Source organism: Kutzneria sp. CA-103260, assembly GCF_018263855.1.
In the GTDB taxonomy this organism is placed as follows: domain Bacteria; phylum Actinomycetota; class Actinomycetes; order Mycobacteriales; family Pseudonocardiaceae; genus Kutzneria.
Genome location: NZ_CP073318.1, coordinates 653,211 through 671,687, shown reverse-complemented (window position 1 = coordinate 671,687; position 18,477 = coordinate 653,211). Strand labels below are relative to the sequence as shown.

Below are 18,477 nucleotides of genomic sequence, written 5' to 3'. Positions count from 1 at the left end.
ACGAACCCGGGGGTAGCCGAATGCCCGTCACGCTGGTCGAGGTGGCCGCCAGAGCCGGCGTGTCGCCGGCCACGGTGTCCCGCGTGCTCAACGGCAACTACCCGGTCGCCGAGAGCACACGCCAGCGGGTCGAGCAGGCCGTGCGCGAGCTCGACTACGTGGTCAACGCGCACGCCCGGGCCCTGCTGCACAGCACCAGCGGCATCGTCGGCGTGGTGCTCAACGACGCCTCCGACCCGTTCTTCGCCGGCATCGCCCGGGGCATCCAGGGCGCGGCCGCGGAGACCAGCCGGCTGTCGGTGATCTGCAACTCCGAGGGCGATCCCACCCAGGAGTTCGCGTTCCTGGAGCTGATGCGCGGGCACCGGGCCGACGCCGTGATCCTGGTCGGCGCGGCCCCGGAGGACGAGGAGTACCTGGCCGAGGCGACCATTCGGGCCAAGGGGCTGCGCAGCACCGGCACCCGGCTCGTGCTGTGCGGGCGGCCCTCCCCCGGCGACGACGCGCCCGGCGACGTGGTGCAGATCGACAACGAGGGCGGCTCGGCGGCGATCACCCGGCACCTGTTGGAGCTGGGCCACCGGCGCATCGCCTACATCACCGGCCCGGACCACCGGACCACCACCACGGCCCGGCTGGCCGGTTTCCGCACGACGCTGGCCAATGCCGGCGTGGAGCCGGTCGAGAACCTGATCGTGCACGGCGACTTCAGCCGGCAGGCAGGCCGGGAGGCGGTGACCCGGCTGTTGGCCGAGGGCCGCGAGTTCACCGCCGTGCTGGCGGCCAACGACCTGGTCGCGGCCGGCGCCGCGCACGCGCTGCGGACAGCTGGGCTCCGGGTGCCGGACGACGTGTCGCTGGCCGGCTACGACAATCTGCCGACCGCGGTGGACCTGTGGCCGAACTTGACGACCGTGCACGTGCCGCTGGAGGAGATCGGGCGCAAGGCGATCGAGCTGGCCTTCGGCCCGGCCGAGCCGCGGACCGTGGTCACAGTGCCGACCGCTCTGGTCGTTCGAGAATCGACCGCTGCCCCAGCACCACGCTGACCACCACCAGCACGACCACCACCACGGCAGTGGCCGGCACCGGCCACGGCGTCAGCGGTGTGAGCAGGATCAGCACGACCGCCGCCAGGTGGGTGGCGTCGACCAGGTACTCCTTGCGGGGCCGCACCTGGAGGACCCAGAGGCTGAGCACGTAGACCGCCACCGGCGCGGCGATGGCCCAGCCGATGTGGTCGTGCGCCTGCACAGCCTCCGCCAGACCGGCGCCGACGGCCGCAGCCGCGGCGAACACGGCGTAGTGGCCGTAGCCCCAGAAGATCGAGGTACGCAGCGAGGTCAGCAGGTAGTGGGCGGGGCGGTCGAAGTACAGCCACCACATGCCGAAGACGATGACCAGGCCGCCGGCCGCGAGGGCGACCAGGTCTCCGACGCCGTGGCCGGAGTCCAGCGCCGCCTGGGTGGCGGTGGTGGCGGCCAGCACCGACTCGCCCAGCACGATCAGCGTGAACAGGCCGTAGCGCTCGGTGATGTGGTGCGGGTGCCAGGTGGTCTGCGCGACCCGCTCGGCCCACACCGGGATGGCCACCTCCAGCAGGCCGAAGGGCACGAACAGCCACATCGGCAGCAACGGCCAGAGCACCCACAGGATCTGCACGGCGAAGATGCCGCCGGCGTAGCGCAGGGCGCACCGGCGGCGCTCCGGGTCGGACTGGGCGGCGCGCAGCCACTGGGCCACCATGGCCAGCCGCATCACCACGTAACCGGCGATCATGATCCGCCAGTCGTCGTCGGTGAACACCCGGGGGATGCCGGCGGCCAGGATCAGCACGCCGGTGATCTGCACCAGCGTGGTCACCCGGTAGACGCCGTCGTCGGTGTCGTAGGCCGAGGCGAACCAGCTGAAGTTCATCCACGCCCACCACACCGCGAAGAACACCATCACGTAGTGCAGGACGCCGACGCCCAGGTGATCGCCGCCGAGCGCGTGGTGCAGTTGCCCCGCCGCCTGCGAGACAGCCACGACGAAGCACAGGTCGAAGAACAGCTCCAACGGCGTCGACACCCGATGTGTCTCGTGCATGGCCCGGGGAGCCATCCGGCGGTACCACGTAGTCACGCCGCATACTCTCAAACTCGCGAGTCCCGCGCTCGGGCAACCATGTGTCGAGTTTCGGAACTCGACATTCAGTTGCCTGAGAGCGGGACTCGCGGGGGCAGCTTAGTGGGTGAGTCCGGTGGGCGCAGCTGGAAGGAGGATTCCGGGCAGACCTGGTTGGGTAGACGGTCGACGTGGCCCCACCCGGCGTTAACGTGCAGGACATGTCGGTGCTGTGGGGAATCTCGTTCGACGCGACCCCGATCTCCGGACTCGTCGTCGAGTTCGTGAAGACGGCATCGGTGTTGCGCGACCGGGGTTTCCGGGTGCGCCTGGATCTTGGCTACGACATCAAGGCCGACAAGAACGCCTTCTTCCGGCCGTATCGGGAGGAGTCCTCGGCGCTGCCGGAGTGGGTGCGGCTGGACCGGGTGGACCTGACCGGCCTGGACGGCTACGACGCGGAGTTCGTGTCGGCGGTGCTGCGCGAGGTGGTCGGCGCGGGGCGGACCGAGCTGCTGCCCCGGGTGACGGCGCTGGCCGAGCGGATCGCCGACCGGATCGTGGCCGCCTGGCAGCGGGCCGAGGTGACGTTCGTGGTGGTGGAGAACGGCACGCTGCCGGAGAACATCACCTACACCCGGGCGCTGTGCCTGGCCATCGAGCGCTACGGGCGGGCGGCCGGGCTGGGCCGGTTCGTGCTGTGGCGCGACCACGACCTGATGTGGCAGAGCGAGCCCGGCACCGGAAAGTACGGCCGCTACCCGTATCCGCACGCCACGCGGCCGGCCGACTCGCCGCACATCCAGTACGTCGCCCTGCACGACGAGGCCAAGCGGAAAACGCTCTCCTGGGCCCCCGGGCTGCGCGAGATCGCCGTGCTGCCCAACACCTTCGACCACACGCCGACTACCCCGAACCCCGGGTTCCGCCGGCACTTCGGGATTCCGGAGGGCGTGCCGCTGATCGCCCGCTGCACCCGGGTGATCCCGCAGAAGCGCATCGACCGTGACCTGCACCTGATCGCCCAGCTGCCGGGCGCCCACCTGTTCGTGGCCGGCGATCCCGCGGAGGATCCGGTCGAGCACGAGAACCTGCTGCGGCTGGCCGATCGCCTGGGCGTCACCGACCGGATGATCTTCGGCGGCCGGCTGGCGCCACGGGAGGTGCGCAGCGGCCGGTCGTACTCGATCCGGGACCTGTTGGCCGAGGCGACGCTGGTGTCGTTCCTGACCTCCTACGACTACGAGAGCTACGGCAACCCGATCGGCGAGGCGATCGCCTCCGGGGTGCCCTACCTGACCAGCGACTACGAGCTGTACCACACGGTGTACGGCCACCTCGGGTTCCAGGCCCCGGTGCTGACCGCCGACCTGCCCGATGACTCCTTTGTGGACAGTGTCGCCGAACTGCTGCTGGACGAAGGGAAGCGTGCGCGCATGGCGGAACACAACCACCGGATCGGCCGGCAGCACTTCGGCCGGGACCGGACCGAGCAGCTGGTCGACGACATGCTGGCCACCCGGACCCGGCTGTCGGTAGTGCTGCCGGTGTTCAACGAGGCGCGCAACCTGCCGACCGTGCTGGCCAGCCTGTACGAGCAGGAGCTCGACAAGGACCTGTACGACGTGGTGCTGGTGGACAACAACTCCACCGACGACACGGTGGCCGTGGCCCAGGCCTTCGCGGCCGAGCACCCGGATCTGATGATCCACCTGCTCGACGAGCCGGAGCAGGGCGTGGCCTGCGCCCGCAAGGCCGGCATGGACTTCGCGGCCAAGCGTCTGGGCCGCGCCGCCGGCACCCGCTACTACCTGGTCTCGGCCGACGCCGACTGCCGGGTGGACCGGCGCTGGCTGCCGGAGCTGTTCCGCACCATGGAGGCCAACAAGGCGGCCATCGGTGTCTGCGACTACTACTACAACCACGAGCACTTCACCGAGCGGCCGCGGCTGTGGGACGCCATCCAGCGCACCCTGCGCTGCCGGGCGGTGACCTTCGCGCTGTTCGGCGGTTTCCCGGACGGCAAGGGTTTCGCGGTCGACCGGGACGTGTACGAGAAGGTCGGCGGCGTCGAGATCTTCTACCAGCTGCACAACGGGCGGTTCGTCAACCACCTGTCCGACGACTGGGACTTCGGCATCCGGGTGCGCGGCACCGGCGAGGACATCGTGTACGCGCCGACGGCCCGGGTGGAGATCAACCCGCGCCGGGTGGATCACGCCATCGACGAGGTGATCACCGGCCGGGCCTACGGCAACGACGGCATCATCGTGATGCGGGACATCCGCCCGGAGCGGGCCAGCACCCGCGATATCGATCTGACCGAGGCCGAAGCCCTGCAGGCGCACGAGTTCTCCATCAAGGACTTCACGCCGAAGAACACCATCCTGCCGCTGCTGCTCACACCGTCCCTTGTGGACTCCGAGGACGTGGTCGAGTTCTTCGGCGCGGATCTGGCCCGGCGGCTGCGGGCCCGGATCGAGGAGATCGCCGACGAGATGCGGGTCGTCGACTTCACCCCGATCCACGTCTACAAGACGCCGTCCTACCGGCTGTACTTCGAGTTCCGCGACGAGCTCTTCGCCCGGCTGCGGGCCACCGTCGGCGAGGACATCGGTTATCCGCCGCCGCTGCCCGAGTGCTTCGACGAGGTGCCGCCGGAGCGGTTCAAGGAGTTCGTGCGCTACTACTGCGAGGACCGGGAGTCCGGCGAGGCCCACAACTACTTCGGCAACGGCGGGGTGTTCTGATGCTGGATGCCTTGCTGGAGAAGGAGAATGCCCACCTGCTGGAGTACGTCACGCGGGATCCGTTCGGCGCCCACGTGTTCCCGGGCGACACCCCGGACTACTCCCCCGACGCTTTCCTGGCCGACCTGGACGAACAGCTGCGCGACACCGCGCCCATCCACCTGTGGTCGTACATCCCGACCTGCGCCTACCGCTGCCGGTTCTGCCAGTACCCGGTGGTGCTGGTCAAGGGCGACCCAGGCAAGCTGACCCAGTGGGCCGAGTGGAACATGCGGGAAGCCCAGCTGTGGCTGGAGAAGGTGCCGTCGCTGTCGTCCGCGCCGATCGGCGAGTTCAACGTTTTCGGTGGCACGCCGTCACTGCTGCCGCCGGCGGACATCGCACGGCTGCTGGACTTCTACCGGTCGAACTTCAACTTCGGGCCGGAGACCACGGTCCGGTTCGAGGGCGACCCGAGCACCTTCACCACCGAGAAGCTGGCGTTGTTGGCCTCCTTGGGCTGCACCAAGCTGTCCTGCGGTGTGCAGTCGTTCGACGACCCGGTGCTGAAGCTGTGCGGCCGGGAGCACACATCGCAGATGTGCGTGGACTTCATCCGGGAGGCGCAGCGCGTCGGGTTCGAGCGGATCAGCATCGACCTGATGTACGGGCTGCTGGACCAGACCGTGGACAGCGTGCGGCGGGATCTCGATGTCGTGCTGGAGACCGGCGTGAACTCGGTGGTGTGCACCAAGTTGCACCTCAAGTCGTACGCCGAGACGCGGACCGGCGTCGCCGGCGAGAAGCCGGCCGCCTGGCAGGTCGACAGCTACCGGGCGAAGTTGGCGCGGGACGGGCATTTCTGGCCCACTCTCGACGAGCAGTACGAGATGCGGGCCGTGCTGACCGAAGGCCTGCGGGCCGCCGGCTACGTCGAGCATCCGACGATGTACTTCGCCGCCGGCGGGATCGGGCCGGAGAAGTGGAAGTCCATCATGGTCGACCAGGACCGGCAGGACGCCGAGGTGGCCATCGGGCTGGGCGGCAGTTCGAGCTGCCGCCGGTCGGAGGCGATCACCGACGTCAACTGGCAGACCTACGCCGCCGCCGTGGAGGCCGGCCGGGTGCCGCTCGGCTCGGCGGCGTCGTTCTCGCCGGAGGGCCAGGAGACCCGGGCCGTGAAGATGGCGCTGACGTCGTTGCAGCCGTTGCGGGATTCCTTGCATCGCAACCGTTTCGGTCACTCCCTGCGCGACGAGCCGTGGGCCTCGCGGTTCCGGTCGCTGGCCGACCGCGGCCTGGCCGTGCTGTCCGAGGACGCCGTCACGCTGACCCCGGTCGGCGAGACGCTGGTGGAAGCGATCATCAACACGGAGTTCTGAGCAGCGCCTGCCGGGCCTGGGCCGACAGCCACACCTCGGCCCGGTCGAAGTCCCAGCCCCGGTCGCCGACCATGATGTGCCAGCCGGGGCGGCCGAGGTAGAACCAGAGCACGTCCACGGCCTCGTCGCGGTCCAGCTTCAGCGCGTCCAGGGCCACCAACCGGTCCACGACCGCCGCCAGCGCGGCCAGGTAGGACTCCCTGGCCTCGTTGTTCAGGGCCACCGCGCACGGCTCGGCCAGGGCGTGGCGGTACAGGGCCCAGACCAGATCCCAGTGCCGCTCATGGTTCTGTCGCGTGCCGGCCGCGACGGCCGCGATAATCTCGGCCGGGTCGTCGGTCGCCGCGACCGCGGCCAGCGTCTGCCCGACGACGGGGTCCTCGACCGCCGGCTTGAGCACCGCCTCCAGGATCGCCGCCTTGCCGCCGGTGCTGCCGTAGACGGTGGGCACGGCCACCCGCGCCGCCTTCGCGATGTCCGCGACGGTCACCTTCTCGTAGCCCTCACTCACGAACAGCCGGCGCGACGCCTCCAGGATCGCCGCGCGGGTGGCCTCCGCGGCGTCCTTGCGCCGGGGCGAGTTGTAGGTGCGCACATCGTGGATCCTACATCGGCCGTAGGTGTATATATTGACGATAGTTACCTATGTTGAATCGAGGGAGCAGACGTGAGGATCGGCTTCAACCTGCCGCAGTTCGGCTCGCACTCGCACCGCCCGGAGGGCATCGCGCGGTTCGCCCGGGAGGCCGAGAAGCTGGGGGCGGACAGCCTCTGGGTCGGTGACCGGCTGCTCGCCCCGGTGCACCCCGAGATCAACTACCCCGGCGAGGACGGCATCCCCGACGAGTTCCGGGCCGGGCTCGACCCGTTCGCCACGCTGACGATCGCCGCCGCGGTGACCAGCCGGCCACTGCTGGGCACCAGCGTGCTGATCGCGCCCTGGTACGCCCCGGCGCTGCTGGCCCGGTCGCTGACCACCGTCGACCGGTTCAGCGGCGGGCGGCTGATCGCCGGGCTCGGGGCCGGCTGGATGCCCGAGGAGTTCCAGAGTGTCGGCGTGCCGTACGGGGAGCGCGGGGCCCGGCTCGACGAATGCCTCGACGCGCTGGAGGCGTACTGGACCACCAATCCCGTGGCGCACAAGGGCCGGTTCACCGCCACGCCGGCCAGCTACGTCGACGTCAAGCCGGTGCGGCGGCGGATCCCGATCTACCTGCCGTCGTTCACCCCGGCCGGCATCAAGCGGGCCGCCCGCCGCGCCGACGGCATCATCCCGGCCGCGTTCCCCGGCCACTTCGACCCGGCCGTGTACACCGGCATGCTGGCCCAGGTCCGGGCCGGCACCGCGCAGGCCGGCCGCCGGCCCGAGGACGTCGACTTCATCCTGCGGATCAACACCAAGGCCGGCGACTCCGTGGACAGCATCGCCGACGTGCTGCTGCGGTCCCGCGACGCGGCCATCGACCACGCCTTCGTGGACCTGACCTTCCGCGACCGGGCCCGCGACGTCGAGCACGCCATCGACCTGGCCGGCCGGATCCTGGACCGGGTCAGGTAGCCGCGGCCCGAACCCCCAGCGCCACCAGAACCACCGCCGTGACGCGTTTTGTCCAGCGGCGGAACGCTTCCTTGCGAGGCAGCTTGCCCAAGAAGAAGGCCCACAGGGACAGCCAGACCACGGCCAGCACGGCGTGGGCGGTGACGAGAACGTAGATCTGGACGGCCAGATTCTCCTGCGGGGTCACGAATTGCGGCACCAGGGTGAGGTAGATGGAGGCGGCCTTGGGGTTGAGCACGTTGGCCAGCAAGGCTCTGACGTAGGTCGGCTCCGACTTCGGTTTCGGTTTCGCTGTGCCGGTGGAGAACCAGGTCCACAGGCCGAGACCGACGAGGTAGACGGCGCCGACGATGCGGACCACGGCGAAGGCTTCGCTGGACTGCAAAACGATGGCCGACAACCCAAGCACGGCAAGGGTTGCGTGCACGTACAGACCGGTGATGGTGCCGCAGATGACCGGCAGGGCCCGGCGCCGGCCGCCCTGGATGAGCAGGGCGACGCTGGCGCCGGGGGTGGCGGTGATCGGGAAGACCGCCGCCAGGAAGCCGGCCACGGCGTACGGCTGGATCACGCCACTCGGAAGTGCGTGGTGATGCGATTGCCGTCGACCACATGGAAGGCCACGCCCGGCGGCTGATCCCAGTTGTCGTGCGTGCCGCCCTCCCACTCCAGCCGCACCGCGAAGGTGACCGCCGGCGCGACGATCAGCGGCCGGCCGGCGAAAGTCGTGGCGCAGGCGGTGTGGGCGTGACCAGTGAGCACGGCGATCACCTGGGGATAGGCCTCGACGACGGCGGCCAGGCGGTCGGGTTCGTGCAGGAGAATGGTGTCCAGGACCGGTTCGTACATCCGGGCCGGCGGGTGGTGCAGGGCGATCAGGGTCGGCGTGTCGTCGTCGCGCAGTTGGTCGCGGATCCAGTCGACGGTCTCGTCGTCGACATAGCCGTGCCCCTGCTCCGGCACGGTTCCGTCCACCATCAGGATGTTCACGCCGGCCACGTGATGGCGGCGGTTGATCGGGCCGCCGGTGGGCTCGTCGCCGAGCAGCGCCTTGCGGTACGGGCCGCGCACGTCGTGGTTGCCCGGGCAGGGCAGCACCGGAACCTTGACGGTGGCCAGGAGTTCCCGGACCTCCTCGTACTCGGCCTCGGTGCCGTGGTCGGCGATGTCGCCGGTGACCAGCAGGGCGTCGACCGGACGGGCCAGGCCGTTCAGGTAGTCGACCGTGCGCCGCGCGCGCTCCGCAGCGCGCTCGGTGCCGTCCAGGTGCAGGTCGCTGATCTGCGCGAACAGTGCCACTCCAGGTCCCCCCAACGGTATTTCACATGTTTACCGTTAGGCACGCTAGGGTGTCGGCGAGGAGGCGGTCAAGCGGGATGGAAGCGCTGGAGCTGGCGAGCACGATCCGCCACGACGGTCACGGCGGCGTGGCCGACGATCTTGAGACCGCCGAGGCGGCGCGGCGGTGGCGGGCCGACATCGACGAGGAACTACGGTCGGAGTTGATCACCCTACGGCGGGCGATCCGGGCGTTGTTCGCCCGCGCGGTCCGGCCGGGCCCGCCCAGCCCGGCCGACGCCCGCCGCCTGATGCCGGTGGACGAGGCGTTGTCCGTCGTGAACAACGCGGCCGCGCTGGATCCGGTCGCGCCACAACTTTCCTGGTCGGACAAGCCCCTGGCCAGCCTTCGCTCCGTGCGCGAGGACGCCCGGGCCCGGCTGCTCGCCGGATACGCCCGATCGGCCATCGAGTTCCTGGCCGGGCCCGACCGGGACAAGCTCACCGCCTGCACCGCGCCGCGCTGCGTCCGGTATTTCGTGAAAACCCACGGCCGCCAGGAGTTCTGCAAGACCTCGTGTGCCAACCGGGCCCGAGCGGCCCGTTTTTACGACCGTCGGCGCGCTGACAACGGAGGTTGATCGCCGCTACGCTGCGGCCCATGACCGCTTCCTCCCTGCCGGAGACGGATCCTGTCGCCGCGCGGCGACCCCAGTACCAGGCCGACATCGCGGCCGGGCTGGACCGCTTCTTCGAGCCCCGCCGCGACGACTGCCCGTGGTGCGGCGGCACGCGGCTGACCACTCGGCTGCGCACCGTGGACCTGTTGCAGCACAAGCCCGGCCGGTTCGAGCTGTCCCAGTGCGCCGACTGCCGGCACATCTTCCAGAACCCGCGGCTGAGCCTGGCCGGCCTGGAGTTCTACTACCGTGACTGCTACGACGGTCTCGGCGAGAAGCAGATGGCGGACATGTTCGAGGGCAACTCCGCCAACCTCAAGGACCGGGCCTCGCTGCTCACCAAGCACCACGCGGCCAAGCGCTGGCTGGACGTCGGCACCGGGCACGGCCACTTCTGCCGGGCCGCCGCCGAGGCGCTGCCCGACACCGAGTTCCACGGTCTGGACATGAGCGCCGGCGTCGAGCTGGCCGCCGAGCACGGCTGGATCACCCGCGGCTTTCGGGGCAACTTCCCGGAAATGACCGCCGAACTCGCCGGAAACTACGACGTGCTCAGCATGTTCCACTATCTGGAGCACACCCTCGACCCCAAGGCCGAGCTGGCCGCCGCCGCCGAGGTGCTGGCTCCCGGCGGGTATCTGGTCATCGAGCTGCCCGACCCCGAGTGCAAGTGGGGCCGCGTGCTGGGCAAGTACTGGATGCCGTGGTTGCAGCCCCAGCACCTCAACCTCATGCCCATCGCCAATCTGCGGGCGGCGGCCGAGGAAGTCGGGTTCACGGTGGTGGACGAGCAGCGGGGCGAGCCGCACTCCGCGATGGACATGGCCGCCGCGGCGATGCTGTGGTCCAACCGGTTCATCGGCGGGGACGACGTGCCGTGGCAGCCGAAGCCGCCCAGCGGCCTGCGCAAGCTACTCCGCAAGGCCAGCATGGTGCTCACCGTGCCGATGATGGTGCTGGCGTTCATCGGCGACCAACTGATCGCGCCGTGGGGACGAAAGCACGGCTGGTCCAACGCCTATCGGGTGCTACTGACGCGGAACTAGTCCAACAGGCCGGTGCGCACGGCATGGAGCGCCGCCTGCGTGCGGTCCTGCACGCCGAGCTTCGACAATATGGCGCTGACATGGGTCTTGACGGTTTTCTCCGACAGGACAAGGGACTTGGCGATCTCCCGGTTGGAACGACCCCGGGCCAGCTCGCCGAGAACCTCACGCTCGCGGCCGGTGAGGTGCACGCCTGAGGGCTGGGCCTCACCGGCGGCGAGCAGCCGGGCGACGTCGGGGTGCAGGAGCACATGCCCGGCATGCACGGCCCGAATGGCCGCGGCCAGCGCCGGCGGGTCGACGTCCTTGTACACATAGCCGGCGGCGCCGGCGCGTACGGCCGGCAGCACCGCCACCGGATCGGTGAAGCTGGTGATCACCAGGACCCGGGCGGGGTTGCCGGCGGCGCGAAGCCCGTGCAGGGCCTCGACTCCGCCGCTGCCGGGCATCTTCAGGTCCAGCAGCACGACATCCGGCCGCAGGGCATCGGCAGCGTCCACACAGGACTGCCCGTCGGCCGCCTCGCCCACGACGGTGATGTCGTCCTGGAGGTCGAGGAAGGTGCGCAGCCCCTGCCGGACCACCGGATGATCGTCCACCACCAACACCTTGATCAGCTCAGCCACCGGTCGCCACCTCCACCCGCACGGTCGTGCCGCCGCCGGGCGTCGACGTCACGGCCATCCGGCCGCCGACGCTCCGGGCCCGTTCCCGCATCGAGGACAGCCCGAGCTTGCGGGCCGCCTGCTCGGACCGCGCCGGATCGAAGCCGACGCCGTCGTCCCTGACCTGCAACACTACCTGCCCGTCGGACGACGCCAGGTCGATCTCAACCCGCCCCGGCCGGCCGTGCCGCAGCGCGTTGTGCAGGGCCTCCTGGGCGATCCGGTACAGCGCCTCCCGCCGCGCGGACGTCAGCTTCGGCACCGGGCAGCCGACGAACGCCACATCGGCCTCGTGCACCCGGTCCAGCAGCTCGGCCTGCTTGCGCAGGGCGGTGTCCAAGCCGTCACCGGACAGGTCGACCGGCAACAGCCCGACCACCACGGCCCGGAGCTCGTCGCTGACCTCGCCGGCCAGCCGTCGCACGGTGCCGAGCTCGACGGCCGCCCGCGCCGGATCACGGTCGACCAGGGCCGCCGCCGCGTCGGCGGTCAGCCGCAGGGAGAACAGCTTCTGCGTCACGGCGTCGTGCAGCTCGCGGGCGATCCGGTTGCGTTCGGCCACAATGGACAGTTCCCGGCTGCGCTCGTACAGCCGCGCGTTGACGATGGCGATGGCGGCGTGCGCGGCCAGCAGCCGCAGCAGCTCCTCGTCCTCGGCGCTGAAGCCGCCGGGCGTGTTCTTGTTGGCCAGGAACAGCTCGCCGAGGATCTCGTCCCCGTCGGTGATCGGCATGCCAAGGAAGTCGGTGAGCACCGGATGCGCCGCCGGCCACCAGTCGAACTGCGGATGTTCCCGGATGTCCCGCAGCCGCACCGGATTCGGGTCGCGCAGCAGCACGCCGAGCAGTCCGTGCTGGCGCGGCACCGGCCCGATCTCCCGCCACTGCTCGTCGCTGATGCCGTCGGCCAGGAACTCGGCGAACGAGCCGTTCTCGTCCGGCACGCCCAGCGCCGCGTAGCGGGCGTCCAGCAGCCGCCGCGCCGAGGTGAGGATCGTCTGCAGCACCTCGCGGACCGACCGCCGCGCGGTCACGGCCAGCACGGCCGCGCTCAGCTCACGCAGCTCTTCCCGGTCGCAGGTGCCCATGCGCCAACCGTACCCACTGCGGCGCACCGGCGGATCGGGCGGCGGTCCTAGGTCCAAGGTCGTAGACCGCTCGGACCGGCAGCCCGATGGCGACGCGCCCACGGCTGCCTAGCGTCGAAACCGAGCACAAACGACACCGAGGAGGTGACGGGGATGCCCGTCGCGATCATCACCGGCGCGTCCCGCGGACTGGGGCTCGCCCTGGCCCACGGCCTGTCCGACGCCGGCTGGAGCCTGGTCCTCGACGCCAGGGGGGCCGAGGACCTGCGCACCGCCGCCGACCAACTGGACGGACCGGTCCGGGCGATCCCCGGCGACATCACCGACGCCGGCCACCGGGCCGAACTGGTCGCCGCGGCCGAGGAGCTGGGCGGGCTGGACCTCCTGGTCAACAACGCCGGCGTGCTGGGGCCGAGCCCGCTGCCGCCGCTGTCGGACTTCCCGCTGGACCGGCTGCGCGAGGTGTACGAGGTGAACGTGCTGGCCCAGCTGGCCCTGACCCAGCAGGCGCTGCCGACGCTGCTGGCCCGGGACGGCGCGGTCGTTCTTGTCACGTCCGACGCCGCCGTCGAACCGTATCCCGGGTGGGGTGGGTACGGCTCGGCGAAGGCGGCCCTGGAGCAGATCGGCAAGGTGCTGGCGGTGGAGGCGCCGGCGCTGCGGGTGTGGGTGGTCGACCCGGGCGACCTGCGCACGCAGATGCACCAGGACGCCTTTCCCGGCGAGGACATCAGCGATCGGCAGCTGCCGGAGGCCGTGGTCCCGGCCTACGTCAAGCTGCTGACCGAACGCCCGGAGTCCGGGCGGGTCCGGCTGTGAAGCCGGTCGCCCTGTGGCTGCCGTACGAGGTGGACGACCTCGACGCGGCCAGGGCGTTCTACACAGTCCGACTTGGACTGTCCGAGGTGGATCGCTTCGAGGACGGGGTCGTGCTGCGGGCCGCCGACGGCGCCTACGTGGAGTTGGCCCAGGCGGCGGACAAGGTCGCGCCGTTGGCACTGCAGCTGGGGACTGACGCCGAGGTCGATGAGGCCTACGCCGCCCTGCGATCCGAGGATTTGGTGCGCGGTCCGGGTCGCTATCCCCGTGGCCACTACGGCTTCGAGGTGCGCGGCCCGGCCGGGGCGACCGTGATGATCTGGAGTGAGCGATGACAGCGACAGTGGACTTCACACTGCCCGCGGAGCTGGAGGCGCACGAGCCGCCCGAGGCTCGGGGGCTGACCCGCGACGGCGTGCGGTTGATGGTCGGCAGGCGGGCGTCCGGCGAGATCAGCCATCACCGGTTCGACGAGCTGCCGACCCTGTTGACGCCGGGCGACGTGCTGGTGGTCAACACCTCGGCCACGATGCCGGCGGCGCTCCCGGTGCTGAACGCCGACCTGCGCCTGCACGTGTCGACACAACAACCCGACGGCAGCTGGCTGATCGAACTGCGCTCCGCCGACGGCCCGTTCCCGGACGGCGTCTCCGGGCAGCGCTACGACCTCCTCGGCGGCGCGACGGTCACCTTGCTGGAGCCGTACTCGCGGGGTCGCCTGTGGACGGCCGTGTTCGATGTTCCTTCCGTGCCAAGGTATCTGCTCGACCACGGCACACCCATCCGCTACGGCTACGTGCCGCGCTCCTGGCCGCTCCCCTACTACCAGACGGTTTTCGCCGAGCATCCGGGCAGCGCCGAGATGCCCAGCGCGTCCCGGCCGTTCACCGACCGCATCGTCACCCGGCTGGTGAACGCGGGAGTACAGTTCGCGCCGATCCTGCTGCACACCGGCGTCGCCTCCCCCGAGGCGCACGAACGTCCTTACCCGGAGCGGTTCTCCGTGTCGGCGACCACCGCCCGCCTGGTCAACCAGGCCCGGCACGCCGGCAACCGGATCGTCGGCGTCGGCACCACCGCCGTGCGGGCCCTGGAGAGCGCCGTGGACGGCGACCGGGTGGTGGCGGCCAAGGGTTGGACCGACCTCGTCATCACGCCGGAACGGGGCGTGCGGGTGGTGGACGGGCTGCTCACCGGCTTCCACGAGCCGATGGCCTCGCACCTGGACATGCTGGCCGCGATCGCCGCCGAGCCGCTGCTGCTGGCCTGCTACACCGAAGCTGTGCGGGCGGGCTACCTGTGGCACGAGTTCGGTGATGTGAACCTGCTGCTGCCGTAGCAGACTGGGGTGCATGGAGACGTTCGTGTTCAGCACGACCTTCCCCTACCCGGTGGAGGAGGTGTACGGCTGGCACGAGCGCCCCGGCGCGATGCGGCGGCTGACCCCGCCGTGGGAGCCGGTGCGCATCGTGACCGAGGCGCCGGCCCTCACCGAGGGGTCACGCGCCGTGATGGAGCTGGCCGTGCCGGGGCCGCTGCGACCACGATGGGTGGCCCGACACACCGGCTACCAGCCGCCGCACGAGTTCATCGACGTCCAGGAGCACGGACCGTTCCGATCGTGGACGCACCGTCACCGGTTCTTCGAGGTGCCGCTGGGCACCGAACTGGTGGACGAGATCAGTTACGACCTGCCGCTCGCCGCCTTCGCGGCCCCGTTCGTCGATGTCAGGCTGTACCGGATGTTCCGCTACCGGCATCGGCAGCTGGCCGGCGACCTCGCCCTGCACCACCGCCTGAACGGTCCGCGGCTCGCCGTCTCGGTCACCGGCGGTGATCCGGCGGTCGCGGAGACGCTCAAGGCGCTGCTCACCACCGGCGGCCATCGCCTCGTCACCCACGGCGACGCCAGCGTCGACCTCACCACCGGCAAGGTGACGGTTGGTGACCGCACGGCTCGGGTCAGCTACCCCGCCGGCGGCCTGGTCCGTCCCCGGGTGCCGCTGCTGGCCTCCGGCGACCGTCTGGTGAACTGGATCTCACTGGACGATCTGGCCGGCGTTTTCCTGTTCGCGCTGCTTGCCGACATCCGCGGCGACATCGACGCCGTGTCGCCGAATCCCCTGCCGCGCAAGGACTTCACCGCACACCTGCCGGCGGCCTACACCCCCGACCGGATCGCTACGCCACCTGCCGGAGTCGTGTTCCGACACCCGGACCTGGACACGGCGCTGCGTCACCTGTTCGGACGCAAGTAGGGTTGCCGGGTGCGAATCAGCAGCGAAGGAACGGAGACCGTGGTCCTCGCCGTGTCCGGCGAAGTGGACCTGGGCACCGCGCCGAGCCTGGAGGAGGCGGTCACCACGGCCGTGTCCACCGCCGGCGCGCACGCCGTGAGAATCGATCTCACCGCGGTCTCCTTCATGGACTCCACCGGCCTGCGCGTCCTGCTCTCCGGCCGCCAGGCCGCCGAACAGCGCGGCATCGCGTTCAGCGTGGCCAACCCCCAGCCCCATCTGCTCAAGGTCATGCGGGTCACCGGCATCGACGGCCTGCTCGGCCTCTAGTCGGACTCGTACCGCCAGCTCACGCCGTAGCTGAAACCCTGCTCCGGATCGTCGAAGACGGCCTCGACCTCGTGCGCGCCGTCCAGCGGCAGCAGCGGCCCGTCCGGCACGCCCCGGTGCGGCAGCGTGCGCGGCACGGCCCGGTCGGTCCGCCACACCGCGACCGGCCGGCGGGCGGCGTCGAAGCGGACCCTCGTCTCGAACAGCGAGCAGCTGACCAGCGGGTTGAACACGTAGTGGTCGGCGATCGGCTCCCCGTCCCGGACCTGGAACACGATGGTGTAGGTGTGCGCCTCGTTCCAGGCCAGCGGCCGCGGCAGCGCCAGCAGGTACCAGAAGTGGTTGGCCCCGAAGCGTTTCGACTCGACGATGCGGACCCCGTGCTGGATGTCGGCGTCCACCTCGCGGTCGATGTCGGCCCCGTCCCGCCGGCGCGGCACGCTGAACCGGGCGACGATGTGGTCCAGCCCGTCGCGGGTGGCCACGACGGTGCGCTCCTCGATCACCTCGGGCGCCGGGCGGTCCAGCCGGACCAGCACCCGTAATCGGCGCACCGCCCAGCCGCGCTCCGGGTCCTGCTGGTCGACGTGCTTGGCGATCACCTGCGCCAGCTTGACGAACGCGTCGTCGACGCGGCGGCGGGCGGTGCGCTCGGACAGCCGCTGGTCGGCGGCCAGCAGCGAGGTGCGCCTTGACAGTGTCGCGGCGTGCAACTCGCGGTCCAACCCGAGTGCCACCAGCACGATTCGGCGGTCCTCCGGCAGCAGGTCCACCTCCGCCAGCCGGCCGATGGCCTGGTTGACCAGCCGCCGCACGTCAGCGCCGCCGCAGTCGGCCGGGATGTCGGCCCAGCGCGCCACCGCCCGGCCGATGCGCCGATGCACGTCCGCCCGGTGCAGCCCGCGGCCGCGGCGCAGAGTGATGAACTCGCGGACCAGGTCGACCTCGGTCATGCCCATCCCCTTCGGCCAGAACCGCCGCCAACACGGCCAGGATCCGGCCAGTTCCGGCGTCGCGGCCACGCGACCATCCATCCGATGCTAGGAGTGACCGGCCCGATTTGGTGGGGCATTCACTCGGAAGGAGGCGCAGTCTGTGTTCTGGCAACGACGTGCACGGCCCGTCCGGGTGTGTTTCGCGGCCGTGCTGCGGATCCGCCCCGAGCAGACCGAGGGCGACGACCGGATCGTGCTGGTCGAGTCGCACAGCCGCCCGGGAGCGTTCGCGCCGCCCGGCGGCGTGTTCCGGCACGACGGGCCGGAGGCGCTCAGGCGGCTGGGCTTCGCCGGCGATCACGACCACCATCTGCGCGGCTTCCTGCCGGCGCGGTCGATCGACGGCTTCGTGCGGTGGTTCGACAGCGGCGCCGGCCGGGAGGACGGGGCGGCGTGCCTGCGGCGGTCGATGGCCGAGGTGTTGGCCGAGTTCGGGGTGCCCGGCCAGAACCTGAGCTTCGATCGGATGAGCACCGAGATCGAGTGCTCCGGCCAGGAACTGCGAGGGTTCGAGTTCCACGACCTCGTGGGCACGTCCCCCGCGCGGGATCGGATCCTGGCGCTGGCCGAGGATTCCCGCGTGCACACCGTGCTGTCCGCCACCGCCGAGGACGTGGCGAACGGGCACGTCGGCGCGGCGGTCATCGCGCCACACACGGCGTATCTCACCAGCCGCGCCCCATCGCTGCGCTGACCCGCGGCGACGGGGCGCGGTCCCCCCGGTCAGCTGCGGGCGATGCCCGCGATCAGGACAATCAGGTGACTCTCCATGGTTCCCCCTCCCCGGTAGGACGCATTCAGCATGCGGCGGAAGGGGATTCGGCTCAGCGCCACATGGCACGGAGCGAATGTGCCATGTGGCACTCACCGTCGGGCCAGGGCTTTGAGGACGTCGGGGCGGCTGACCACGATGCGGCGGCGGCCGGTGGTGAGGACGCCGCGGGAGCGGAGCATGGCAATGGCGCGGGCGACGGCACGGCGGGAGGCGCCGAGCTGGTTGGCGATCTCCTCCTGGGTGAACGGGGTGGCGATGACGATGCCCTCGGGGGTGGGCCGGCCGCGCTCGGCCATCAGGGTGGCGAGGTGACGCGCCAGGCGGTGGCTGATGTCCAGGGACACGGTGCCGACACGGGCCAGCTCGGCCTCGCGCAGGCGGAAGGCGAGGGTCTTGATCAGCGCGATCCCGATCTCTGGTCGGGACCGCAGGCCGGCCTGGAACTGGGCGGCGGTCAGCTGGGCCACGGTGGTCGGCTCCAGGCTGCGCACGGAGGCGGTGCGCTCCCAGCCGTGCAGGGCGGCCAGCTCCCCCAGCACGTCGCCGGGCCCGCGCAGGGCGTAGACCAGTTCACGGCCGTCGGGCAGCAGGGTGGACACCCGAACCCAGCCGGCGACGATCACGTGCACGAAGTCGGCCGGATCGCCCTCGCGGATCAGCACCTCGTCGGCCGCGTAGGCCCGCCGCACGCCGCCGGCGAGCAGGTGCTCCCGGTCGGCGGCGGCGAGATAGGCGACCAGACTGCCGGTAACCGGATCATCCATCCGGTTACCGTAGCGCAGGGGCCGCC

At 70.8% G+C, this 18,477-nt stretch carries 20 protein-coding genes; 12 read left to right on the top strand and 8 right to left on the bottom strand.

Annotated features, from left to right (window positions below):
• Positions 1 to 20 precede the first annotated feature (20 nt).
• Positions 21 to 1,049, top strand: a complete 1,029-nt coding sequence (locus JJ691_RS02860) for a LacI family DNA-binding transcriptional regulator (RefSeq protein ID WP_211767239.1) — start codon at positions 21 to 23, stop codon at positions 1,047 to 1,049.
• Here JJ691_RS02860 and JJ691_RS02855 read toward each other — a convergent pair.
• On the bottom strand, positions 991 to 2,124 hold the full coding sequence (locus JJ691_RS02855; protein ID WP_249227642.1) for a low temperature requirement protein A: 1,134 nt from the start codon (positions 2,122 to 2,124) through the stop codon (positions 991 to 993). The two genes, JJ691_RS02860 and JJ691_RS02855, sit on opposite strands and share 59 nt — an antisense overlap.
• 203 nt (positions 2,125 to 2,327) lie before the next feature.
• On the opposite strand from JJ691_RS02855, the gene JJ691_RS02850 reads away from it, so the two are divergent.
• Complete coding sequence (locus JJ691_RS02850) at positions 2,328 to 4,856, top strand: glycosyltransferase (RefSeq protein WP_249227641.1); 2,529 nt, start codon at positions 2,328 to 2,330, stop codon at positions 4,854 to 4,856.
• Entirely contained in the window at positions 4,856 to 6,217 is a 1,362-nt protein-coding gene (locus JJ691_RS02845; RefSeq protein ID WP_211767238.1) for a radical SAM protein, read from the top strand. Before JJ691_RS02850 ends, JJ691_RS02845 begins: the two co-directional genes overlap by 1 nt.
• Here the strand turns inward: JJ691_RS02845 and JJ691_RS02840 are convergent.
• On the bottom strand, positions 6,201 to 6,812 hold the full coding sequence (locus tag JJ691_RS02840; RefSeq protein WP_211767237.1) for a TetR/AcrR family transcriptional regulator: 612 nt from the start codon (positions 6,810 to 6,812) through the stop codon (positions 6,201 to 6,203). The genes JJ691_RS02845 and JJ691_RS02840 overlap by 17 nt on opposite strands.
• 72 nt (positions 6,813 to 6,884) lie before the next feature.
• On the opposite strand from JJ691_RS02840, the gene JJ691_RS02835 reads away from it, so the two are divergent.
• Positions 6,885 to 7,775 carry a TIGR03619 family F420-dependent LLM class oxidoreductase gene (locus JJ691_RS02835; RefSeq protein ID WP_211767236.1) on the top strand — a complete coding sequence of 297 codons (891 nt, stop codon included), beginning with the start codon at positions 6,885 to 6,887 and terminating at the stop codon, positions 7,773 to 7,775.
• Here JJ691_RS02835 and JJ691_RS02830 read toward each other — a convergent pair.
• Positions 7,768 to 8,346 carry a LysE family translocator gene (locus JJ691_RS02830; protein WP_211767235.1) on the bottom strand — a complete coding sequence of 193 codons (579 nt, stop codon included), beginning with the start codon at positions 8,344 to 8,346 and terminating at the stop codon, positions 7,768 to 7,770. The two genes, JJ691_RS02835 and JJ691_RS02830, sit on opposite strands and share 8 nt — an antisense overlap.
• Positions 8,343 to 9,074, bottom strand: coding sequence for a metallophosphoesterase (locus JJ691_RS02825; RefSeq protein WP_211767234.1), 732 nt, complete (start codon positions 9,072 to 9,074; stop codon positions 8,343 to 8,345). Before JJ691_RS02825 ends, JJ691_RS02830 begins: the two co-directional genes overlap by 4 nt.
• Positions 9,075 to 9,151: 77 nt before the next feature.
• On the opposite strand from JJ691_RS02825, the gene JJ691_RS02820 reads away from it, so the two are divergent.
• Positions 9,152 to 9,694: a CGNR zinc finger domain-containing protein gene (locus JJ691_RS02820; protein WP_211767233.1), complete on the top strand. Its 543-nt coding sequence runs from the start codon at positions 9,152 to 9,154 to the stop codon at positions 9,692 to 9,694.
• A 20-nt stretch (positions 9,695 to 9,714) separates the two neighbouring features.
• Positions 9,715 to 10,779 carry a class I SAM-dependent methyltransferase gene (locus tag JJ691_RS02815; protein ID WP_211767232.1) on the top strand — a complete coding sequence of 355 codons (1,065 nt, stop codon included), beginning with the start codon at positions 9,715 to 9,717 and terminating at the stop codon, positions 10,777 to 10,779.
• Here the strand turns inward: JJ691_RS02815 and JJ691_RS02810 are convergent.
• Together JJ691_RS02810 and JJ691_RS02805 are read right to left on the bottom strand one after the other, a co-directional pair.
• Positions 10,776 to 11,405, bottom strand: coding sequence for a response regulator (locus tag JJ691_RS02810; protein WP_306291347.1), 630 nt, complete (start codon positions 11,403 to 11,405; stop codon positions 10,776 to 10,778). The genes JJ691_RS02815 and JJ691_RS02810 overlap by 4 nt on opposite strands.
• A complete protein-coding gene (locus JJ691_RS02805; protein ID WP_211767231.1) occupies positions 11,398 to 12,531 on the bottom strand; it encodes a GAF domain-containing sensor histidine kinase in 1,134 nt (377 codons plus the stop codon). The genes JJ691_RS02810 and JJ691_RS02805 overlap by 8 nt, the downstream gene beginning before the upstream one ends.
• Before the next feature lie 153 nt (positions 12,532 to 12,684).
• On the opposite strand from JJ691_RS02805, the gene JJ691_RS02800 reads away from it, so the two are divergent.
• Genes JJ691_RS02800 through JJ691_RS02780 form a run of 5 tightly spaced genes read left to right on the top strand, consistent with a single transcriptional unit; the run spans position 12,685 to position 15,917 of the window.
• The gene (locus JJ691_RS02800; RefSeq protein WP_211767230.1) at positions 12,685 to 13,350 is read left to right on the top strand and encodes an SDR family NAD(P)-dependent oxidoreductase; all 666 of its coding nucleotides are present in this window, start codon (positions 12,685 to 12,687) and stop codon (positions 13,348 to 13,350) included.
• The gene (locus JJ691_RS02795) at positions 13,347 to 13,685 is read left to right on the top strand and encodes a VOC family protein (RefSeq protein WP_211767229.1); all 339 of its coding nucleotides are present in this window, start codon (positions 13,347 to 13,349) and stop codon (positions 13,683 to 13,685) included. The genes JJ691_RS02800 and JJ691_RS02795 overlap by 4 nt, the downstream gene beginning before the upstream one ends.
• On the top strand, positions 13,682 to 14,689 hold the full coding sequence (locus JJ691_RS02790; protein ID WP_211767228.1) for an S-adenosylmethionine:tRNA ribosyltransferase-isomerase: 1,008 nt from the start codon (positions 13,682 to 13,684) through the stop codon (positions 14,687 to 14,689). The genes JJ691_RS02795 and JJ691_RS02790 overlap by 4 nt, the downstream gene beginning before the upstream one ends.
• A 13-nt stretch (positions 14,690 to 14,702) precedes the next feature.
• Positions 14,703 to 15,608, top strand: a complete 906-nt coding sequence (locus tag JJ691_RS02785) for an SRPBCC family protein (protein ID WP_211767227.1) — start codon at positions 14,703 to 14,705, stop codon at positions 15,606 to 15,608.
• Between the two features lie 9 nt (positions 15,609 to 15,617).
• Positions 15,618 to 15,917 (top strand): STAS domain-containing protein, encoded by a 300-nt coding sequence (locus tag JJ691_RS02780; protein ID WP_211767226.1) that lies wholly within the window; start codon positions 15,618 to 15,620, stop codon positions 15,915 to 15,917.
• Here JJ691_RS02780 and JJ691_RS02775 read toward each other — a convergent pair.
• Positions 15,914 to 16,870, bottom strand: a complete 957-nt coding sequence (locus JJ691_RS02775) for a hypothetical protein (protein WP_211767225.1) — start codon at positions 16,868 to 16,870, stop codon at positions 15,914 to 15,916. The genes JJ691_RS02780 and JJ691_RS02775 overlap by 4 nt on opposite strands.
• A 142-nt stretch (positions 16,871 to 17,012) precedes the next feature.
• Between JJ691_RS02775 and JJ691_RS02770 the strand changes: the two genes are divergently transcribed.
• Positions 17,013 to 17,606 carry an SMODS-associated NUDIX domain-containing protein gene (locus JJ691_RS02770; protein WP_211767224.1) on the top strand — a complete coding sequence of 198 codons (594 nt, stop codon included), beginning with the start codon at positions 17,013 to 17,015 and terminating at the stop codon, positions 17,604 to 17,606.
• A gap of 170 nt (positions 17,607 to 17,776) precedes the next feature.
• Here the strand turns inward: JJ691_RS02770 and JJ691_RS02765 are convergent, their stop codons facing one another.
• The gene (locus tag JJ691_RS02765; protein WP_211767223.1) at positions 17,777 to 18,451 is read right to left on the bottom strand and encodes a Crp/Fnr family transcriptional regulator; all 675 of its coding nucleotides are present in this window, start codon (positions 18,449 to 18,451) and stop codon (positions 17,777 to 17,779) included.
• Positions 18,452 to 18,477: the final 26 nt, after the last annotated feature.

Coding starts and splice junctions, on each gene's coding strand:
- JJ691_RS02860 (WP_211767239.1), top strand. CDS start 21: ATGCCCGTCACGCTGGTCGAGGTGGCCGCCAGAGCCGGCGTGTCGCCG.
- JJ691_RS02850 (WP_249227641.1), top strand. CDS start 2,328: ATGTCGGTGCTGTGGGGAATCTCGTTCGACGCGACCCCGATCTCCGGA.
- JJ691_RS02845 (WP_211767238.1), top strand. CDS start 4,856: ATGCTGGATGCCTTGCTGGAGAAGGAGAATGCCCACCTGCTGGAGTAC.
- JJ691_RS02820 (WP_211767233.1), top strand. CDS start 9,152: ATGGAAGCGCTGGAGCTGGCGAGCACGATCCGCCACGACGGTCACGGC.
- JJ691_RS02815 (WP_211767232.1), top strand. CDS start 9,715: ATGACCGCTTCCTCCCTGCCGGAGACGGATCCTGTCGCCGCGCGGCGA.
- JJ691_RS02805 (WP_211767231.1), bottom strand. CDS start 12,531: ATGGGCACCTGCGACCGGGAAGAGCTGCGTGAGCTGAGCGCGGCCGTG.
- JJ691_RS02800 (WP_211767230.1), top strand. CDS start 12,685: ATGCCCGTCGCGATCATCACCGGCGCGTCCCGCGGACTGGGGCTCGCC.
- JJ691_RS02790 (WP_211767228.1), top strand. CDS start 13,682: ATGACAGCGACAGTGGACTTCACACTGCCCGCGGAGCTGGAGGCGCAC.
- JJ691_RS02785 (WP_211767227.1), top strand. CDS start 14,703: ATGGAGACGTTCGTGTTCAGCACGACCTTCCCCTACCCGGTGGAGGAG.
- JJ691_RS02775 (WP_211767225.1), bottom strand. CDS start 16,870: ATGACCGAGGTCGACCTGGTCCGCGAGTTCATCACTCTGCGCCGCGGC.
- JJ691_RS02765 (WP_211767223.1), bottom strand. CDS start 18,451: ATGGATGATCCGGTTACCGGCAGTCTGGTCGCCTATCTCGCCGCCGCC.